This window comes from Bradyrhizobium sp. 2TAF36, from assembly GCF_052114925.1.
Taxonomy (GTDB): Bacteria; Pseudomonadota; Alphaproteobacteria; order Rhizobiales; family Xanthobacteraceae; genus Bradyrhizobium; species Bradyrhizobium barranii.
Window position 1 is genome coordinate 1 of the sequence record NZ_JBFRFR010000115.1, and the last position, 17,008, is coordinate 17,008.

The 17,008-nt window shown below is 60.1% G+C and carries 20 protein-coding genes and 3 pseudogenes; 13 read left to right on the top strand and 10 right to left on the bottom strand.

What is annotated here, in order from left to right; genetic code table 11:
• A partial coding sequence (locus tag AB4Z51_RS40245; protein WP_441499336.1) for a hypothetical protein occupies positions 1–1,222 on the top strand: 1,222 nt, incomplete at its 5' end.
• Positions 1,222–2,868, top strand: a complete 1,647-nt coding sequence (locus tag AB4Z51_RS40250) for a Dyp-type peroxidase (protein ID WP_135216381.1) — start codon at positions 1,222–1,224, stop codon at positions 2,866–2,868. The genes AB4Z51_RS40245 and AB4Z51_RS40250, both read left to right, overlap by 1 nt.
• A gap of 85 nt (positions 2,869–2,953) precedes the next feature.
• Here the strand turns inward: AB4Z51_RS40250 and AB4Z51_RS40255 are convergent, their stop codons facing one another.
• Together AB4Z51_RS40255 and AB4Z51_RS40260 are read right to left on the bottom strand one after the other, a co-directional pair.
• Positions 2,954–3,511, bottom strand: a complete 558-nt coding sequence (locus tag AB4Z51_RS40255; RefSeq protein ID WP_441499337.1) for a hypothetical protein — start codon at positions 3,509–3,511, stop codon at positions 2,954–2,956.
• Between the two features lie 118 nt (positions 3,512–3,629).
• A complete protein-coding gene (locus AB4Z51_RS40260; protein ID WP_441499338.1) occupies positions 3,630–3,950 on the bottom strand; it encodes a hypothetical protein in 321 nt (106 codons plus the stop codon).
• 142 nt (positions 3,951–4,092) lie between these two features.
• Here AB4Z51_RS40260 and AB4Z51_RS40265 point away from each other — a divergent pair, with 142 nt between their 5' ends.
• The 4 genes from AB4Z51_RS40265 to AB4Z51_RS40280 all read left to right on the top strand — a co-directional run bounded on the left by AB4Z51_RS40265 (position 4,093) and on the right by AB4Z51_RS40280 (position 6,700).
• Positions 4,093–4,383 (top strand): hypothetical protein, encoded by a 291-nt coding sequence (locus AB4Z51_RS40265; protein ID WP_135216383.1) that lies wholly within the window; start codon positions 4,093–4,095, stop codon positions 4,381–4,383.
• Positions 4,384–4,663: 280 nt separating this feature from the next.
• Positions 4,664–5,146: a type II RES/Xre toxin-antitoxin system antitoxin gene (parS, locus tag AB4Z51_RS40270; protein ID WP_441499339.1), complete on the top strand. Its 483-nt coding sequence runs from the start codon at positions 4,664–4,666 to the stop codon at positions 5,144–5,146.
• Entirely contained in the window at positions 5,143–5,652 is a 510-nt protein-coding gene (locus AB4Z51_RS40275; RefSeq protein ID WP_135216385.1) for an RES family NAD+ phosphorylase, read from the top strand. The genes parS and AB4Z51_RS40275 overlap by 4 nt, the downstream gene beginning before the upstream one ends.
• Before the next feature lie 442 nt (positions 5,653–6,094).
• Positions 6,095–6,700 carry a Uma2 family endonuclease gene (locus AB4Z51_RS40280; protein ID WP_441499340.1) on the top strand — a complete coding sequence of 202 codons (606 nt, stop codon included), beginning with the start codon at positions 6,095–6,097 and terminating at the stop codon, positions 6,698–6,700.
• Positions 6,701–6,927: 227 nt separating this feature from the next.
• Here AB4Z51_RS40280 and AB4Z51_RS40285 read toward each other — a convergent pair whose 3' ends face one another.
• The 5 genes and pseudogenes from AB4Z51_RS40285 to AB4Z51_RS40305 form a co-directional block, all read right to left on the bottom strand.
• A complete protein-coding gene (locus AB4Z51_RS40285) occupies positions 6,928–7,665 on the bottom strand; it encodes an SOS response-associated peptidase (protein ID WP_441499347.1) in 738 nt (245 codons plus the stop codon).
• 263 nt (positions 7,666–7,928) lie between these two features.
• Positions 7,929–8,165: pseudogene (locus tag AB4Z51_RS40290) on the bottom strand (IS110 family transposase); the annotation flags it as partial.
• 7 nt (positions 8,166–8,172) lie between these two features.
• The gene (locus AB4Z51_RS40295; RefSeq protein WP_441499341.1) at positions 8,173–8,586 is read right to left on the bottom strand and encodes a hypothetical protein; all 414 of its coding nucleotides are present in this window, start codon (positions 8,584–8,586) and stop codon (positions 8,173–8,175) included.
• Positions 8,587–8,675: 89 nt separating this feature from the next.
• A complete protein-coding gene (locus tag AB4Z51_RS40300; RefSeq protein ID WP_441499342.1) occupies positions 8,676–9,008 on the bottom strand; it encodes a DUF6364 family protein in 333 nt (110 codons plus the stop codon).
• 352 nt (positions 9,009–9,360) lie between these two features.
• Positions 9,361–9,628: pseudogene (locus AB4Z51_RS40305) on the bottom strand (hypothetical protein).
• A 428-nt stretch (positions 9,629–10,056) separates the two neighbouring features.
• Here AB4Z51_RS40305 and AB4Z51_RS40310 point away from each other — a divergent pair.
• Positions 10,057–10,317 (top strand): hypothetical protein, encoded by a 261-nt coding sequence (locus AB4Z51_RS40310; protein WP_441499343.1) that lies wholly within the window; start codon positions 10,057–10,059, stop codon positions 10,315–10,317.
• A 4-nt stretch (positions 10,318–10,321) separates the two neighbouring features.
• On the opposite strand, the pseudogene AB4Z51_RS40315 reads toward AB4Z51_RS40310, so the two are convergent.
• Positions 10,322–10,721 (bottom strand): annotated as a pseudogene (locus AB4Z51_RS40315) (SOS response-associated peptidase family protein); the annotation flags it as partial.
• On the opposite strand from AB4Z51_RS40315, the gene ku reads away from it, so the two are divergent.
• From ku to AB4Z51_RS40340, 5 genes are all read left to right on the top strand, one after another.
• A complete protein-coding gene (ku, locus tag AB4Z51_RS40320) occupies positions 10,708–11,607 on the top strand; it encodes a non-homologous end joining protein Ku (protein WP_441499344.1) in 900 nt (299 codons plus the stop codon). The pseudogene AB4Z51_RS40315 and the gene ku sit on opposite strands and share 14 nt — an antisense overlap.
• An 81-nt stretch (positions 11,608–11,688) precedes the next feature.
• On the top strand, positions 11,689–12,156 hold the full coding sequence (locus AB4Z51_RS40325) for a metallophosphoesterase family protein (RefSeq protein ID WP_441499345.1): 468 nt from the start codon (positions 11,689–11,691) through the stop codon (positions 12,154–12,156).
• A 226-nt stretch (positions 12,157–12,382) separates the two neighbouring features.
• The gene (locus AB4Z51_RS40330) at positions 12,383–12,685 is read left to right on the top strand and encodes a zinc-binding dehydrogenase (RefSeq protein WP_441499348.1); all 303 of its coding nucleotides are present in this window, start codon (positions 12,383–12,385) and stop codon (positions 12,683–12,685) included.
• Between the two features lie 68 nt (positions 12,686–12,753).
• Positions 12,754–13,317, top strand: a complete 564-nt coding sequence (locus AB4Z51_RS40335; protein ID WP_135217183.1) for a hemerythrin domain-containing protein — start codon at positions 12,754–12,756, stop codon at positions 13,315–13,317.
• Positions 13,318–14,080: 763 nt separating this feature from the next.
• A complete protein-coding gene (locus AB4Z51_RS40340; RefSeq protein WP_441499346.1) occupies positions 14,081–14,800 on the top strand; it encodes a c-type cytochrome in 720 nt (239 codons plus the stop codon).
• A gap of 38 nt (positions 14,801–14,838) precedes the next feature.
• Here AB4Z51_RS40340 and AB4Z51_RS40345 read toward each other — a convergent pair whose 3' ends face one another.
• Together AB4Z51_RS40345 and AB4Z51_RS40350 are read right to left on the bottom strand one after the other, a co-directional pair.
• The gene (locus AB4Z51_RS40345; RefSeq protein ID WP_063982720.1) at positions 14,839–15,195 is read right to left on the bottom strand and encodes a c-type cytochrome; all 357 of its coding nucleotides are present in this window, start codon (positions 15,193–15,195) and stop codon (positions 14,839–14,841) included.
• Between the two features lie 150 nt (positions 15,196–15,345).
• Positions 15,346–15,798 carry a pyridoxamine 5'-phosphate oxidase family protein gene (locus AB4Z51_RS40350; protein WP_166351017.1) on the bottom strand — a complete coding sequence of 151 codons (453 nt, stop codon included), beginning with the start codon at positions 15,796–15,798 and terminating at the stop codon, positions 15,346–15,348.
• Positions 15,799–16,261: 463 nt separating this feature from the next.
• On the opposite strand from AB4Z51_RS40350, the gene AB4Z51_RS40355 reads away from it, so the two are divergent.
• The gene (locus AB4Z51_RS40355; RefSeq protein ID WP_441499349.1) at positions 16,262–16,612 is read left to right on the top strand and encodes a c-type cytochrome; all 351 of its coding nucleotides are present in this window, start codon (positions 16,262–16,264) and stop codon (positions 16,610–16,612) included.
• Positions 16,613–17,008 lie beyond the last annotated feature (396 nt).

Below are 17,008 nucleotides of genomic sequence, written 5' to 3' on the forward strand. Positions count from 1 at the left end.
AAAGCCCGGCACCGTCCAGTTCTTCGATCCCAAGCAATACGATGCCAAGACGACGCTCGTTGAGCAGCCGATTGTCTGGAATGCCTTTCCTAAGACCCTGATCCTGAAATTTGGACGCGACCGCGCGCTCCAGGAGGCTGACAGTCTATGGCCACTGTCACCTTATGACGCTTATCATAAACCGTACGATAGCTCGCTGCCGGCGCAGCGGCTGATGCTGGCAAACACGAAGGTCTGGTTCCGGCCGCTCGATGAATATTGCGAATGGTTCGTCGAGCGCGATCCTGCCACCGGACGGATCGCGCGAGTCACCTTCACGTCTGAACCGCCTGAATACTGGACCGCGATCTTCGGTGGGAGCGTCAACATCGATGACGGCGTGTCCTATCGCTTCTCCGGCAACCCCGAATACGCCGCCCACCTCTATCGTGAGCTCACGGGCAAGCCGGTCGAGGTCGACGACCTCCGGCTCAAGGTACCGTTTGGGGGGCTGCAGGTGGGCGACTACAACCCCAACAATAAGTGGAATACGACCCACGGCATTGTGCATCTCAATTGCCCGCCGAATTCGATCGGAGCCGAGATCAGGCTGGGTGCAGACGCCACGATCTTGCGACAACGCCGGGATGGAACACCGGTCACGTCGCCGGACGAACTAATCTGCTGTTCGCGCTATGGGGGCGCCAACCGAAACAGCGATCCCACGATCGGGGCCACCGTCAATGCACTCGCGCGACTGAAAGCGATGGTGACGCTCGTCAATCCGGTCGGTCTTTACATGGATGATATCAACCTGACGGGGTGGGAGCCGCCGGATGGGATTGCACCAGCCGAATGTATCCGCATCGTGAGGGGCGAGCCCGGTCGGATCGAGCGGCTGGTCGTCGAGGTGCCGCGCGAAACGGGGCGCACGCTGAGTGATCTCATGATCGGCGGTGTACCGCTGCGGTGGGGCGGGCAGATCGCCGAATGCATCACCGTCAAGCTCGTGGGTGGCGCAACCGACCTCGCAACCGTGCCCAACGACAGGATCGAATGCGTCGGCCAAGCGTGCGTGCTGCGTTCCGACACGCGCCTTCTGCGTGCCATCGATGTCGGCACAAACATTCCACCGGGTTTGATGCCGGCTTTTTCGGGGCCGCATAGCCACGAGGGCCGCGGCGCCGGCCCGGCCGTGGTCGCAAGTCTCAACTATTCGCGCCGCGCGCATGGGGGCATCTGATGGCCAAGAGAGCAATCGTCGCCGGCAGGAAACCGGTGGTCGCAGACACGAAGCTCCGTGCAATGGCTCCATTAGAGCCCGTACTGGAACTGGATGACATCCAGGGAATCGCGGCTCCCGGCTTTCTCAAGCCGCATCATGCCCTGGTATATCTCCGGCTGCCCGAGGCGATCTTGCAACTGATTGCAATCCGCGAGCATCTGGCCGCCATGGCGTCCGCCGGGGCGATCGCGTCGGGAAGGAAGACGCTTGAGGATCGAAGGCAGCATCGCCAGTTCGCCGCAGGGTTCGCCAAGCGAGAGGCCCGCGCGCCGCTCGTGGCACTTGCTTTCACCGCCCAAGGGCTGGGGCGTTTCACGCCGGCGGTAAGTCAGTTCAAGAGCCCAGCGTTTCGCGGGGGGCTTGCGGCGCGGTCCGGACTCCTCGGTGACCCTGTCGATCCGGACGATCCCGCCGCGGCGTCCAATTGGGTCGTCGGCGGCCCCGGAAACGAACTCGACGCAATGTTCGTCGTCGCTGGCGACCATCAGGCTGACGTTCGTTCCCTTGCGCAGCGCATTGCGGGAGATCTCGTGGGGCTGGGAGCGAACGTCGCGATCCAGCACGGCGACGTTCGCGCCGATCAACCCGGACATGAGCATTTCGGTTTCGATGACGGGGTGTCGCAGCCAGGAATCCGTGGGCGCGCCAGCCATGCGCCGGATGACTTCGTCACGGACCGTAAACTTGACGCGGGCGATCTTCCTGATGCGTGGCTCTACGGGTATCCGGGTCAGGACCTGGTCTGGCCAGGGGAATTTCTGCTGGGGTATCCTGTGTCCGGCGCCGATCCGCTTCTCCCGGGGCCGACGCTGCCCTGCGAACCGTGGATGAGAAACGGCAGTTTCCTGGTCTATCGGCGCCTGAGGCAGGATGTCGCCGGCTTCTGGCAGACAATGCGGCGCGAAGCTGCCCGCCTTTCGAAAACTTCCGGCTTCGAGGGCCTGACGGGCGAGGCGCTCGCTTCGCGGCTGGTCGGGCGCTGGCCAAGCGGCGCCCCCGTTCTCCGGACGCCGGACAAGGACGATCCCGATCTCGGCGCAGACGACATGGCCAACAATGATTTCCGCTTCGACAATAGCACGCCGGCCCGTGCGGGTGGCCCGTCACCGTTTGCGGACGCGCAGGCAGATCCGGTCGGGATCGTTTGCCCCGCGGGCGCGCATATCCGCAAAGTCAATACGCGGGATAGCGGCTCCGACATGGGAGGAGGCAACGCTTCCCAGACGCGGCGCCTATTGCGCGTTGGCGTTGCCTTCGGCGAAAGCCTCGCAGACCGGTATGGCGACGGCGGTCCCGATCCGCTCGAAGGAGACCGCGGCCTTTTGTTTCTCTCGATCCAATCGTCGATCGAGGACCAGTTCGAGTTTCTTCAGGCGCGCTGGATCAATAGCGGATCGCGCCCGCGTGGTCCTGGCGGGCATGACATGATTGTCGGTCAGAATGCCGCTGCGCCTGACGGGATCCGGCGCTGTCATCTCTTCGGCGCGCAGCTCCAGTCCGCAGAGGTGAGGGCGCAAACGGCGTTCGTCGCACCCAGCGGAGGTGGATACTTTTTTCTGCCATCTCTGACCGCGCTGCGTGAGGTCGTGCTGGCGTCATCATAACGGGTGAGTGCGGCAGGCGTGCGAGATCAGGCGCCGCGATCGCCGATCGTCAATGACGCCCACGTCGGGGCTCTCGTCCATATGGTCATTCGTTCGGGATACGGCGCCTGATGACCGCTTTGGCTGTGTCCGCCGTTCTTGCGCGCGCGTCGTTATATTTGTCGCGCAGTTGTACGAACGCCTCTTCCTTCTCGGCCTCTTTTGCCACGCTGAAAAGCCAGTCCGGATTCTTTAAAGCATACGATCGCTCCAACGGCCGGCGTCCTTCATGCACCGCCTTGCGAAATTGCGCGATGTTCATCGTGGAGATGCCGAGCCGTTGCATTTCCCGAAGTTCTGCCGTCATCGTCTTGGCGCCAAAATCTTCGAAATGCCGATCCACAAGCTCGTCGACGATCACATGCAGCTCGGCAGAGGCCTGCCGCTCTGCGCGATAGGCTTCTTGATGCGGCCGGGCGGACTCTCGGTTCGTGAGCGTTCCGCTGGTGATGTCCCACGCTCCAGCACATTTAGGGCAGTTTATTCCGTAGGAAATGTCAGCCGAACTCCACGGGTTGTCTTGCGTGGTAACGCTCTTCACAATCGCTCCGCTTCCGCACGGGCACGGACCCACCGCAAACTCGACTGTCTCTGAGGTGCTCATCACACTTTCCCTAAATCAGCGCTGCCTTGCGCCGTGGCCGGCGCTCCAGAAGAGTGTCTCACTGCGCGGCCGGACCCGCGGCGGCTTCGTCTGCACCCTCCCGGTCCTGGACTTGCTCTTAGAACTTTCTCAATAGACTTGCGGCCAAGCCGGTTCCGGACAGATGGAGCCCGATCTCGTCCAGCGGATTGTCAGGTGAACCGGATTGAGAACCCCAATTCATCGTACTGACCAAAACATCATCTCGGTCCCACGCAAGAAATTTTGCATGAACTTGCGGCGTCGCCACGGCGATCAATTCGACAACGCCATGCAGTCGTTCGCGGTGCGCCTTGACGTGCCGCCGCTTGATTGGTCCTGTCTGGCGAGAGTAATAAACGCGGACATCGTCCAACCTGCGCCCGGCGATCTCGGCTGGGTTGAACAGCGCCGGCACCATGGGGGCTCCGACCTTGTTGGTACAGCAGACGAACCGCTCGGTGGCCTCGTGTGCCACCGTCCGGAGCAATCGCTCGTGTTCGTCAGCCTGAAGGATGCTCAGCCGAACCAGAATTCGATCATCCTCCTCAGCGAATCCCGTGATGAAGAAGCTTCTCTTGACCGCCGCGGCCCTGATCGCGTTGCCCGCCAGCTCACATGCCTCTTACACCGAGTGCACCGTGCCGAAGGAAACTGAGCTGGCCAACCGGCCCGGCGGACAGACTGAGCCGCGCTGGTTGCCGATCGAGAAGGGCCAGAAGGTTGCGATTCGCGACACGTATCGCGACTGGGTCTTCGTCGTCCATTTCGACAAAGATTCGGGCGAGTCCAAGTACGGTTGGGTCCAGCGCGACGACCTGGCGAACTGCCGGTCGAAGGACGGCACGCCCTAGCGCGTAGCCGCAGGCCGCGCTGCTGATCCAGAATAGATATTGGCTGATCCAGAATAGATATTGGCGAGGTCCGAAGGGTGGTTACCAGGTAAAGTATGCCCCCTAAAGCCGCATGCGCCAACGACCGCAAAAACGCAGTCAAAACGGGCGTTTCCAGGATCTTTGGCAATCGAACAGGCAGGCGATGCTGGCGGCGAGTACCTCCCTGAGCTCGACAATGCGCGCTTGATTAATCGCGACATGTGACACATATTAGGCGACACATGACGCGAGGGCTACTTTGACTGCTGCAGCCGAGAAACCGGCTCCAAAGGGGCCAGGCAATGATCTGCAGAAGGTGGCCGATTTGCTCGGCGGGCCGCGCATCCTGTCGCGCCRCATCACAAGCACCCTCGACGCCCACGAACTGCTGCTGGACGGACTGCCAGGCTCCGCGCTGACCCACTTCGTCAGTCACCTCCTCTTCATTCAAACGGACTCGCTGGAAAAAGCCTTCGGAATGAGCCTTCGCACCTTTCAGCGACGCAAGGACGCTCCGGACAAGCCGCTCAGCCAGGAGCAAAGTGGGCGGACCTGGAAGTTTGCCGAAATCCTGGCCAAGGCCACGGACGTGTTCGGTTCGCAGGAAGAGGCAGAGCAGTGGCTCGAGCGTCCGGCCATCGGTCTTGACCAGCGTCGCCCGATCGATCTGCTTGCTACTCCGGCGGGCATCGAGCTCATTGAACAGTACCTCACACGGCTCGCATACGGCGTCTATGCATGACGCCTTCTGTAGAGCCATTGGGAGGCGGCAAGCTCATCGCTTGGCGCCTCGATCAGGCGCGCTTTGCGTCGAACTGGGATAGTGGCGAAGGCGCATTCCAGGTCGGCGGCCGGTGGAACAGCAAAGGCGTTCGCGTCGTGTATTGCGCGCTTGATCCAGCGACCGCGATCCTCGAAGTGGCGGTTCACAAAGGCTTCAAAGTGCTCGACACTCTGCCGCACGTACTGACCGCGCTTCATATCGCCGCCGTGTCCGACGTTCAAATCGTTCGCGCTGCCGACGTTCCGAACGCCAATTGGCTGCGACCGGGAATCCCAGGCGCGGGCCAGCAGGCGTTCGGTGATGCGCTCTTGGCCAAGCACAAATTCGTCGTGATCCCAAGTGTGGACAATCACAGCTGGAATCTGATTTTCGACCCGACCAGGGCGGAAGGCGCGTACCAGCAGCACCTTCAGGAAGCGTTCGCGCTCGATACGCGCCTTCATCCTTCGACATCACCGCTCTAATTCGGCCCCGTAGCAGCGACCGGCCGCGTGTGAAATATCGAAGAGGTGCGGTCACGGGCAAAGTGTGTCCCCTAGTCCCGTCTCCAAAGTATTGCGATCGCAAGAGCCAGTTTCGGCGCGGCGACCCGCTGGCGGGTGGCGCAGGGTAAAGTAGGTCCCCTTGGACAAGCACGTTGTGACAGCCATCGTCCTGGCGACGAATTTACCCCCGGCCTGCGACAAGGCGAGCCGCCTGCCGGAGGTCGCTCACGGGAATGGTTCGGCTGAATTTGCCCCGGATCTTCGGCGTCATCACGGTTCCCCGGGGTGAGGCTGTTCGAAGCAATTTTTCTCCCTCTCTAGGCGTAACTGTTACGAACTCGTACCCGGTACGAGTGTCTGGATGGGCTTTCCTATCGCACCAAGCGGTTTATATTGCAGGGGCGAAGATCTGGATGGCGCAATGGGTATTCCCGAGCACGACAAGCTCTCGATTGACGATTTTTTCAATGCCATTTCCGGCAGCGAGGTTCGCTACGAGCTCGTGGGGGGCGTAGCCTATGCCATGGCCGGCGCCAAAGAGGGGCATAACGTCATCTGCAGCAACGTCCAGACCGCCTTTGTTCCGGCCGGGAAGAAGAACGGCTGCCGCACCACATCGAGCGACACGGCCGTCCAGACTGGTCCGGACACGATCCGATATCCCGACGTCGTCGTGGATTGTGGCCCGCCCAATGCGTCCGCAATGACGGCCTCCAAGCCGACCCTGATCGTCGAAGTCTCCTCGCCGGGCACCGCCGTCTTTGACTACGGAGACAAGCTGCGCGAGTACCAAGATTTGAAGAGCGTCGACACGGTTATCCAGATCGAGTCCGAGATTGCGCTCGTTAAGGTTCACCGACGGCAAGAAGACGGAAAATGGACTGAGGAAAAGTTCGAGGAATTTGACGTCGCCATTCCGCTTCCGACGTTGGGCACGTCCATCTCGCTGAACGAGATCTACGATACGCTCGATGTGAGACCTCGACCGCGTCTCCAGATCGTAAGAAGCGATCACACCCCTCGTTGAGACCTTACCATAGGCCGTAGAAGCGGCCTGACCGAGTGCCCTATTTCCAGGACCGAGAGAAAAGCCCCGCCGTCGCTGGCGGGGCTTTTTGTGTTTCAGGCTAAGGGACCTACTTTGCCCCGATTAGGGACCAACTTGTAGGGGACGCCTTATGGTGGGTGGCTTCGGCATAGTGCTCCGTTGCCGTCGGGACGGTTTCCATCTGGTCGGAGCGGACGGCAATGCGTCTAAGTCTCCGGCGAAGCCGCGCCCGGATCTTCCTTCTCCCCGGTGGCGACGATCTTGAGCGAACCGTCCGGAAGCGGCCGCTGCAGTGCTTTGGCTTCTTCCCAAGGGGCCTGCATCCATATGTCGTACTCTTCGGTCGTCGTAAGGACGACCGGCATCGCTTTTGGATGCACGCGCTTCACCTCGGCATTCGGCTCGCAGGTCAGAAAGCCGAAAACATCGGCTGTGACCTCGCCTTCCTTCGCCTTGCGAACCGAAGTCCAGTTAGTCCAGATGCCTCCGAACGCGAGCGGCGAGYGGCTCTCATCCGTAGCAAACCACACGGGCACCTTCTTGCCGTCGATGGTGTCGTATTCGCTGAAGCTGGTGAACGGCACCAGACAGCGATTGTCTGCGCCGAGCCACCGCTTCCAATGCTTGCTGCTGGTGTTGCGGATGTTAGTCGTGCCACTATCCGGCTCCAGCCGCAGCAGCTCCTTGAAGTCCACCGTCTTGCCCTTAGCTTCTAGTTTCTCTGCGCGTTTCCTCGTCGCATCCATCAGCGCCTGCGCCGAGGAAGGCATGCCCCAACGTGCCATGACGAGTTCGCGTCCCTCGGCCCCGTTGCGAACGATCGGCGCTGGGTAGTCCGGGGAGATGCCCGGCATCGACGGAAGGTTTCCGACGCGACTGTTCAGCGCCCCAAACAAGCGGCGGATCGCATCTACGTTTTTGGTCATCGAATAGAGATTACAGATGTGGACGGCCCCCCGCTTGTCAGGATTGTAGCAGACTTCTGGCCAGATCGCTTGCTATCAGATGTCCGGCCTGTTTGCGCGGACAAAGCCCGCTGGCCGAGATGGTGTTCGCTACGCACGCTCCAAGCACATAGGCGACATTCGTGATGCCAGTGTAATCTACGGAAGCTCGCGCGTATCGACCGATCGGTCCTTCCATCTACTGCGTCCTGCAAGTTCGTGGGCTATCCGGCGAGCAACCTCGACCGGTACAACGATTTCAGTCAGATTGGCATGGCGGCCACTGGGCGGTTGTACACGCCGCCTGATATCATCAATCGCCAAGCGATACGGGCGAACTTGTTGGCCAAGGCCACCGCCACCAACTTCGGCGGCTTTCGCTCCAGTAGGGAAGCGAGCCAGGGTGTCGGCTTATGACGGCCCTTTCGAATATGCCTTAGCAGCGCGGTCGCGCCGACAATCAACGTCTGGCAGATCCTTGAGAACTCGTGCCCGTCGCGATGGGTCTCATGGATGGGTCATATTTTGGATGACCTCGTCAGCGGACCCGATGATTCCGACCCGCTCCAGGCCGCGCAACATGCCCACGGTCGATAGCAAGTGCAAGTTCGGCAGCTTGCGGAAGAACCGCACGCCAGGGACATCCACGTCCTCAAATAGCACGAGCACCGGTTCGCTTGCCGTGAGATAGTTTTCCAGCCCGTCGGACATGAAATCGACTATTGCGACCTCTCCTGCGTTTCTGCGCGGCGGCAGTCCCTCTCGATGCTTCTCGCGTTCGCGACGTCCCGTTTCCGTATCTTCGATTTTGAACGGAGGTTGGTGCGCATCGATGAAGGCCTTCACTTCGCGATCCTTAGGATAGTTCACGGGATCGCGCGTGAGTTCATCGTAGACCGCGTCGACGACGACGATGGGCATGTCCAATTTCAGAAGGAGCGGCAGCTCGTTTGCAACCCAAAGGCTATTGAATGGCCCAGCGTCTGGAATGACGAGGGTACAGCGCTTCGTCACGACCGCCTCCAGATGCGGGCAAATGTCGTCGCTTGGTTTTCGATTTCATGTGCCGGCAGGCAGGGGAGCGGTAAGTCTGCCTCGCCAAGGCGGACGAGCAGTCCGGCGTAGTCCCTAAGCCCGAGAGCCTTCATCGCCTGCTCTTTGGTCATCCGCCCTTGCGAGAAGGCCAGGAGAGGATCCTCGGTCGCTTCGACCTTGCGGCCAGCCGTCACTGTCTCGAGATGATCCCGGACGATAGCCGTAAGCGTGGTCCCATGGCTGGCCGCGTAAGCCTTGGCCCTCGCAACCAGATCGTCTGGCAAGTTGAACGTCGTGTTCCTGAGCATGGCGCACCTTTGATCACATATATATGTGATCAAGCTGTGCTGGACAATGAGATCCCGTTTCCGATACAGACCGGGCTAAGCCGCGAAGCGATTTACAAATTTTCCGCCCGGCCGACATCCGACCGTTGAACCCGTTCACTGGGCGACAAAGGTGATCAAAAGCGGCCTGGTTGAGGCCATCTAGAGGTTGGTGCCACAGGCCGTACCCACACTAACGGGCCTCTAAAGCCGAGGGCAATTCAACACGAAAATCCGGATAGCCAGAAGGTCGGCAACTCGCGCAAGCGCGTGGAGAACCGCCTCGGCCGTTAGCCCATCTCTTCGCGGCGCCGCGTGGACGGCGCCCGGCGTTCTACTGCTCGGCCGGGCATTCCGGGCAGCTGTCCCCGATCGAGTCCAGCACGTCGCGCAGCTCCGCGATTGCATCTTCGGAGGAGATGCCGGCCGGTGGATCTCGCCGCGCGATCTCGAAAGCCCGCTCGCAGGCATGTGGATCGGCGCGGTCCTGCATCCAGCCGTGCTCCTCGCACTCGCCGGATGGCACCGGCCTCCTGCAGCACCGCGATGGCCCAGCCGCGCAGCGTCCGGATCGCCGGCCGTCTTTCCTTGAACATCAGCATCGAATTGCTCCTGGCATCTGTCCGGCGAATCCTTAGAGGCCGCGGTGCGTTCCGCGCTGCTATCACAGCCCAGGGATTCGAAATCGCGGGGACTTAGTTTTTGCACCTGTTCCGACCGGTGCGGGTCAGGAACAAGGGGCCTGTGGCCCCATTGAATCGGCGCGTGTGAGTTGCGTGGAGTACGTCGATGACCGCCGATAAGAAGGTGCTGGAAGCCGTCGAGCGGGCGCAGGCCATCCTGGCCCGCTACTTGGAACCGGGCGAGAGGGACTGCGAGCGGACGATCAACGATCTTCTCGACGTCCTCGACCGCGACGAGGTCGTCGCCGCCGTCGAGGAAGCTCGAACAGCGCGGCGAGGCCGTCGCCGAGCTCCGGCGCCTTCTCGATCGAGGAGGTCACTCCTGGAGTTCTCCTCCGAGGAATGCGATGGAGCCCGATCTGCCGCCGATGCCGCCGGAGAGGCGCCCCCAGGATCTGATAATGGACGGCAGGGACATGCGCTTCGAGGGCTACCAGGTCGAGACCAAGGAGCACGCCGGCGAGTATCCCGACACGATGCCGCAAGTCATCGAAGTGACCGATGCGGAGGGGCGGAAAGCCGCCTACGTGCCGCTCAGCCGCGACGGCAAGGTCGTCGAAAGCTCGGCGGTCGTGAAGAAGCTGAAAGAGTGCGAAGATAGTCGCTGATCGCTCAAGCGGCGGGCGCCGGGTCTTCCTTCACGCCGCGTGCAACGATCCGGAGCGCCCCGTTCGGAAGCGGCCGCTGCAGCTTCAGGGCTTCTTCTGCGGGTGCGGTTATCCAGGTCTCGACCCCTTCCGGCGTCGTCAGGATCACCGGCATCGCCTTGGGATGGATTGCGAAGACTTCAGCATTGGCATCCCCTTCCTTGACTTTGCGGACAGACGTCCAGTTGGTCCAAATGCCGGCGAAGCAGGCGAGGGGGCGGGTCTCGTCGAGCGCGAACCAGATGTCGCCGCCCTCGGCCTTGTTGAATTCGCTAAAAGAGTTGAAAGGGCTCCACGCAGCGGTTCTCGACGCCGAGCCATCGGGTCCAATGTTTGCTCTTCACGTTGCGGATGTTGGTCGTTCCGCTCGTCACCTGTCCGGTGGCTCTCTACCCGGCGACATCGGAATCCGAGAAAATCTCGTTCAATCAGCTCAATCGAGCGACCGGTCACCGGATCAAGTACGTGAAGGTCGACGTCGATACCGGTGACGAGGTCGCGAACGAGGACATCGTCAAGGGCTACGAGCTCGACGAAGGACAGTACATCGAGGTCACCAAGGAGGAGCTCGAGGAGCTAGCCTTGGAGTCGACCCGCACCATTGAGATCGATGAGTTCGTCGACAAGTCCGAGATCGACCCGCGCTACCTGATCCGACCGTACTATCTCACGCCGGACGGTAAGATCGGTCACGACGCCTTCGCAGTTATCCGCGAAACCATACGCGAAATGGACAAGGTCGCGATCGGCCGCGTGGTTCTCACCAGCCGTGAGCACATTATCGCGCTCGAGCCGTTGGAGAAGGGTCTCGTCGGTGCGCTGCTGCGCTACCCCTACGAGGTCCGCTCCGAGCAGAAATACTTCGACGAGATCCCGGACGTCAAAGTCACCAAGGACATGCTCGACCTCGTAAGGCATATCGTCAACCAGAAGACGGGCACGTTCGACCCCGAGAAATTCGAGGATCACTACGAGACCGCGCTGGTCGACTTGATCAACCAGAAGCGCGCAGGCAAAACCATCCGCCCGAAGGAGCGGCCGAAGGGCGAGAACGTGGTCGACCTGATGGAGGCACTGCGCCAGAGCGTCGATCGGGAGGCTGCGCCGGCGAAGGCAGCAAAGCCCGCCAAGGAACCGCGCAAGGTGGCGGCGGGCCAGAAAGAGATGTTGATGCCGATCCAAGGCAAGAAGCCGGCGAGGGAAGCTGCGGCGAAGAAACCCGCCACGGGCCAGCGGCGGAAGTCGGCTTAGAGGGTTGATGTCCGGGGCACCGGCGGTGCATCAGGAGGCCGCGGCCCAACGCGCGACAAAGTGCTTCAACCGGACGGTTCGATGACCTTCACCATCGGCATCATCTCGGATACGCACGGCCTGCTCAGGCCGGAGGCGCTGCGCGTGCTGGCCCATGTTGACCACATCATTCACGGCGGCGACATCGACGATCCCGAGATCATCACCGCGCTGCGGAGAATTGCCCCCGTCACGGCGATCAGAGGAAACGTGGACACGGGCGAGTGGGCCACCGAATTTGCCGAAACCGAGTTCGTGCGGCTTGAAGGACGGTTGTTCTACGTTCTGCACGACCTCAACACCCTGCAAATCGATCCCGTGGCTCAGGGCATCGATGTCATTGTTTCGGGCCACTCCCACGTGCCGAAGATCAATACCGTCGATGGCTTGCTCTACCTGAATCCCGGCAGTGCTGGACGCCGACGCTTCAAGCTACCGATCACGCTTGCGCGCCTCGAAATCACGCCCGACGGTCTGAAACCGATCATCCACGATCTTGAGGTTGGATAGGCCGCGCCGCCGCACGTCCAGTCAGGCGAAACTTTCGGTGCCGTTGCGGCGAATGCCGATTTCGACGCTCGGTGCTACTTCCCGATCCAGACGGTCATGCCCGGCTCAAGGCCTGCCGCCTCCCCCTGCGGGTCGAGGCGTTCGGCATCTTGACGTGGACGGCGCGCCTGTATGTGTTGGGGTGGTTGTCCGGCGGCAGGCGGTCTACTTCAACTCGATCATTTTGATGCGGGCGCGGCATCCGGCCTGGTTCCGGGAGGATCTGGCGCGGCTCTTCAAACTGTTGGCGGCTCGCGCCGTTCAGCCGCGCGTCGTCGAGCGAATCTCCTTCGCTGAAGTTGCCGAGGCGCACCGGCGTCTAGAAGCGGGCGGTTGTCGCACCATCAACGAGAACGCGAACTCACGGCGTAGACGAGACCTCGTGCGCCGTCAGGCGCGTTCGATCTTGCTGCGGTCCGCAGTTGCCCCGACCCTCGAGAAAGCAGCATGGCGTCCCGCAAGACGCGACGGGCCGGTCCTCCGTGTTTGATCTAGCGCAAGAAACTGGGATCGCTTTCAAGATAGCTTTCATCATTCAATGGTTCGTTGGAGGCTGCAATGATCATTGAGCGTCTATCCCGGGAACACCGCAACATTGAGACGCTGCTCTCCGTGCTTGAGCGCGAGCTTGAGATCTTCGATCGCGGGGACAACCCCGACTATGAGGTCATTCGCGCGATTATCAGCTACTTCGAGCTCTATCCTGAGCTGTATCATCACCCCCAAGAAGAATTGGTCTTTACCAAACTAAAGCTTCGAGATCCAGCCGCGGCGGCAAGGGTTGGCGATCTAACGCTTGAGCACCAAAAAGGGACCCAGCGTTTGCGCCGCGTCGCTCAGGCGATCGACAGTGTTCTGGCGGATCGGGAGATTCTTAGGCAAAATGTGAACAACATCGTTCGCGATTTCATAGAGAGCGAGCGGCGTCACATCATGACCGAAGACCGTGATTTCTTCCCCGCCGCCCTTAAGGTTCTAAAGCCTTCAGATTGGACTGAGATCGCTTCGGCCTCAACGAATCATGAGGATCCGCTGTTTAGCGAGGCTGCCGAAGAAACCTTTGACGCGCTACGAGCTCGAATCTTGCAGATGGAGCAAGAGTCCGAAGTCCAACGACGCTAGAAGTGCAGTCAAGGACTCTCGATTTTGATCAAAGTGCTTCAAGGCACACGCCAGCAAGAATTGACGTGCAGTGGGGTTAGCTAGTTGATGAGCGTCCAAATTGGAGATTGTGTGATTGTTCGAGCCTACGGAAGGCAATTGGATCAATTGCGCGCGGAAGCGTCCCGCATGGCACGAGGTAGACAAATCGACTGGTGGACCGTGGCGACGAAGGGACGCAGTTTTGCTTCGAGAGCGCTGAAGCAAAACAAGCGTTCACCTCAATGTGCGATAACTTCGCCGTCCCGTACGTCGAAGCCTAGTCTTGGCTGTCGTTCTTGTTCGTTCTCAATTCTACCGCGCTGGCGATCCGGCTGGTTGCAACCACACCGGACACAAGGGAGGCTCCACATGGCAGYGGTTTCAACACCGCATAACGAAAAATGCCCTCACTGTGGTTCCGGGTTAGTGCACCTTGAGTGGCATGAACGCATCAATGCTCAGGAGGCCCAAGAGCTCAGGCGCTGCTGGAACTGTAAGAGTGAATTTGTCACCGCCGTCGCTTCGGCCCGGACGAAGTCGTCAGTCGTCGACCGAACCATTTTTACGAACCTATTCGCCTGATCGATTGCGCCTGGGCCGATCGACAAGGAAATCGTTCGACGTCCTTTTGATGCGTTGAGACCGCGCTCTGGTAACGTGCGCGTGACTTAAGAGGTGCTGGTCGGAAGCAACGCCGAGCTTGGCCTTGATGCCGTTGTGCCTCCTCATTTCGAGCGCTGTCATGAAGTTCCAGACGTTGATGACCGTCACGATTGTTGCCATGCTCCCGCTATTCAATGCGGGAGCACAGGTGAACTTGTCGGCTGGCAGCACGTCGACCCAGCTATCCGACCTTATGATCGCGCTACAGTTCCAGCACATCAAATTATGGTTTGCCGGAAAGCTCAGCAATTGGGAATTGGCGAACTATGAGGTTCGACAGATCCAGGCAAACTTGCAGAAGGCAATGCCGTCTCCCGAAAGCTTGCGCTCGTCCCAAACTACCGAACAGCTGCAAGCTCTGGATCGCGCGATCCAACAGGAGGATGGTGCAGCTTTCGCCAAGGCTTACGCGGATCTCACGAACGGATGCAATGCCTGCCACCGCGCCAGCGGATTCGGTTCGATCACCATCCAGGTGCCGGTCAACTCGCCGTTCAGCGATCAGCTGTTCGCGGATCAAATCGCGCAGGGTCGCGCGCTTGCTCGCGGGACCTGCGGCCTCTGTCACGTCATCTCGGATTCTTCAAGGGAAAAACCAGCCTTTCGCCTTCCCGCGCCGAGCTTCAGCGAAATTGCCAGCCGGCCATCTTTTTCAGCCAACGATATCCGAGAGCTATTGACGTCAAACCACCGTCGCGTAGGCCCGAACCAGGCAATGCTTAAGCCAAAGCTCGTCGAATACCRGATCGATGCGATCGTTGCGTTCTTCGAGACCGTGCAAGCCGACCGGGCTCGCTAAGACCTGAGCTTAGGGTCATGGTCGTGCCGATCAGCGTTCTAGTCTTGAGTCTTTAGGCCAAGGATGTAATTCGCGAGAGCGTCGGCCTGATCGGGCGCGATGACGAGGTTCGGCATGTTCTGGTGGCTGGTCTTCAGGAACACTTTCAGCGAAAGTGCCGTCGTTCCATGCCTGTTTGCGATTGACGCGAAGCCCGGTGCCTGATCCGACATTCCAGGCATGTGCGGTTCGATTGCATGACACGGCTTGCACCATGCTTCCGCGAGGCGACGTCCTTCCAACGCGCTGTCTGCAGCAAGTTTAGATCCGTCCGCCTTGTGCACGCGGACGAGCAACAACGCTAATAGCGCGATCAGGATTACGAGGCTGATGTTGACTCGCATGCTGCGGAACATGTTCCGTCTCAACTCGCGGTTGGGGCACTCACAGCAACCGCGCGAGCGCCGGCGGRCATCTCATCGCCAAAACCGCCTGCCGATCAGCTGTTCTGGCGAAGGAAAGCAGAATGACCGAGCGCACTCGCCCTTAGCGCAGGATGCGGCTCTTTAGCACGCGATCAGGTCGGTATGTCCAAATCCCTTTGAGTAGTCGAGCAGGGAGACAATCGTGGGTGTCACGCGGAAGACGCAGACCTCCGAAGTGTTCGGCATGGGGAGATCAAGGCCCTTCTGGTTCGGATACCGCGAGATCAGGAGGTGCAAGGCTTTTTCGAATTCGGCGGGATTTGTTACGAGTTTCGCGCGTGCCGCCATCGATAGGCCCGCGATGTCCATCACTTGCGCGGGATCGTCATCCACCGTTAGCGAGACACGATCGTCCCTCGCTAGGTTAGCTGCCTTCTGGCTGTCCGCTCCGCAAAGGAAATAGATGACGAGCCCATCATTGGCGTAGCCGACAGTGGTCACCTGGGGCCAGCCGTCAGATCGTAGGGTAGCGATCCTCGTCGTCCGGTGCTGATCCAGAAGCCGAAGGATTTTCCGCCTGAACGTTTCGTCCATTGGTCGCCTCCGATTTGGACTAGTTTAGCCCCGAACTAGCGTGCGCGTTTTGAGGCAGGTCAAGTATCGAAGAAGCGGGCCGCCAAGCCTGGGCGCAGTCGGCCTGCCATACGCCTGAGGGCAATTGCGCCAATCGCTCTCGGAGGGAGCGGTGCTGTTTGGCAGTTATGCTTGTCGCTATTGCGGGCCCCATCGCCAACCGAGCTCATGCTTTGAGCTGCATCAAGCTGGCTCTGAACGGCGGTGACATCGTGTGGACTGGGAGGGCTGCTCCGATGCGCCGATTTGCCATGAAAGCGCTATTCACGGCTCTCGCTTTCAGAAGAGCCGAGAAGGAGCGAGTCGACTGGGACCGAAATATCTTGATCTTCTCGACGGTGGTGACCGTCGGGTTGGTTGCGCTCTATGTCTACGGCAAGGCTACCTCGCGTTGGTGAGCTGTTTCGCGGGAACGACTGCGATGATGCGATGCTTGCTGATACTTTCGACAATAGGTCTCGGGTCGAGCACCTGCGCCCATGCGCGCGATGAGGAGCAGCAACATGGCAAAGAGTTACTGCAAAAATTGTGCGCCCGCTGTCACTCAGTTGGTAGGACCGGCGCGAGTTCCAACAGGCAAGCGCCGCCCTTTCGCAGCTTCAGCGAAACCAAACTCTATGACAGCGACTTCCTGCAACGATTACAGGAGGGCTATAGCAGCATTCATCCCTCCATGCCGACCTTCCGCTTCAACAGGGACGATGCGGAGGCAGTCCTAAACTACATGAAGTCAATTCAGGAACCAACTAAGCCGAAACAATCTCCGCAGCGGTGAGGTTTGACCGTCTCCAGGAGACCAAAATACTCGTTCACGGACAATAGACGGCATCTTTGGGTGAAACCGGAGACCCAGTGGTCTTCCTCTTGAGAGCATCTGCCAGAATCCTCGGAAAGATTTTGACCTAGCTCATCGGCGCCTTGCGAATGGCTGCGTTCGTTGGAGGCGAGTGTTCGAGACTTGTCATTGATTCTGCTCAAACAACGGAGCTTGTTTCGGAAGAGAATGATGCAGGTAGTGTTGGAATGAGATCATGTCGTTTGAGCGGGTTCTACGATGGACTCTGGTTGCAATCGCAATCGCGGGATTAACCGCGGGTATCCTTGCGCGAGCTGCCGGCCGTCCTGATCTGGCCGATTTCGCCTGGGCAATCGGCACGGCACCCGTGATAGG

Bases quoted from the DNA above. Each gene is read 5' to 3' on its own strand.
- AB4Z51_RS40325 (WP_441499345.1), top strand. From the start codon at position 11,689: ATGACCTTCACCATCGGCATCATCTCGGATACGCACGGCCTGCTCAGG.
- AB4Z51_RS40355 (WP_441499349.1), top strand. From the start codon at position 16,262: ATGCGATGCTTGCTGATACTTTCGACAATAGGTCTCGGGTCGAGCACC.
- AB4Z51_RS40260 (WP_441499338.1), bottom strand. From the start codon at position 3,950: ATGGTGCCGGCGCTGTTCAACCCAGCCGAGATCGCCGGGCGCAGGTTG.
- AB4Z51_RS40250 (WP_135216381.1), top strand. From the start codon at position 1,222: ATGGCCAAGAGAGCAATCGTCGCCGGCAGGAAACCGGTGGTCGCAGAC.
- AB4Z51_RS40350 (WP_166351017.1), bottom strand. From the start codon at position 15,798: ATGGACGAAACGTTCAGGCGGAAAATCCTTCGGCTTCTGGATCAGCAC.
- AB4Z51_RS40335 (WP_135217183.1), top strand. From the start codon at position 12,754: ATGATCATTGAGCGTCTATCCCGGGAACACCGCAACATTGAGACGCTG.
- AB4Z51_RS40310 (WP_441499343.1), top strand. From the start codon at position 10,057: ATGGAGCCCGATCTGCCGCCGATGCCGCCGGAGAGGCGCCCCCAGGAT.
- AB4Z51_RS40265 (WP_135216383.1), top strand. From the start codon at position 4,093: ATGAAGAAGCTTCTCTTGACCGCCGCGGCCCTGATCGCGTTGCCCGCC.
- AB4Z51_RS40255 (WP_441499337.1), bottom strand. From the start codon at position 3,511: ATGAGCACCTCAGAGACAGTCGAGTTTGCGGTGGGTCCGTGCCCGTGC.
- AB4Z51_RS40280 (WP_441499340.1), top strand. From the start codon at position 6,095: ATGGGTATTCCCGAGCACGACAAGCTCTCGATTGACGATTTTTTCAAT.
- AB4Z51_RS40300 (WP_441499342.1), bottom strand. From the start codon at position 9,008: ATGCTCAGGAACACGACGTTCAACTTGCCAGACGATCTGGTTGCGAGG.
- AB4Z51_RS40295 (WP_441499341.1), bottom strand. From the start codon at position 8,586: ATGCCCATCGTCGTCGTCGACGCGGTCTACGATGAACTCACGCGCGAT.
- AB4Z51_RS40345 (WP_063982720.1), bottom strand. From the start codon at position 15,195: ATGTTCCGCAGCATGCGAGTCAACATCAGCCTCGTAATCCTGATCGCG.
- ku (WP_441499344.1), top strand. From the start codon at position 10,708: ATGTTGGTCGTTCCGCTCGTCACCTGTCCGGTGGCTCTCTACCCGGCG.
- AB4Z51_RS40330 (WP_441499348.1), top strand. From the start codon at position 12,383: ATGCGGGCGCGGCATCCGGCCTGGTTCCGGGAGGATCTGGCGCGGCTC.
- AB4Z51_RS40275 (WP_135216385.1), top strand. From the start codon at position 5,143: ATGACGCCTTCTGTAGAGCCATTGGGAGGCGGCAAGCTCATCGCTTGG.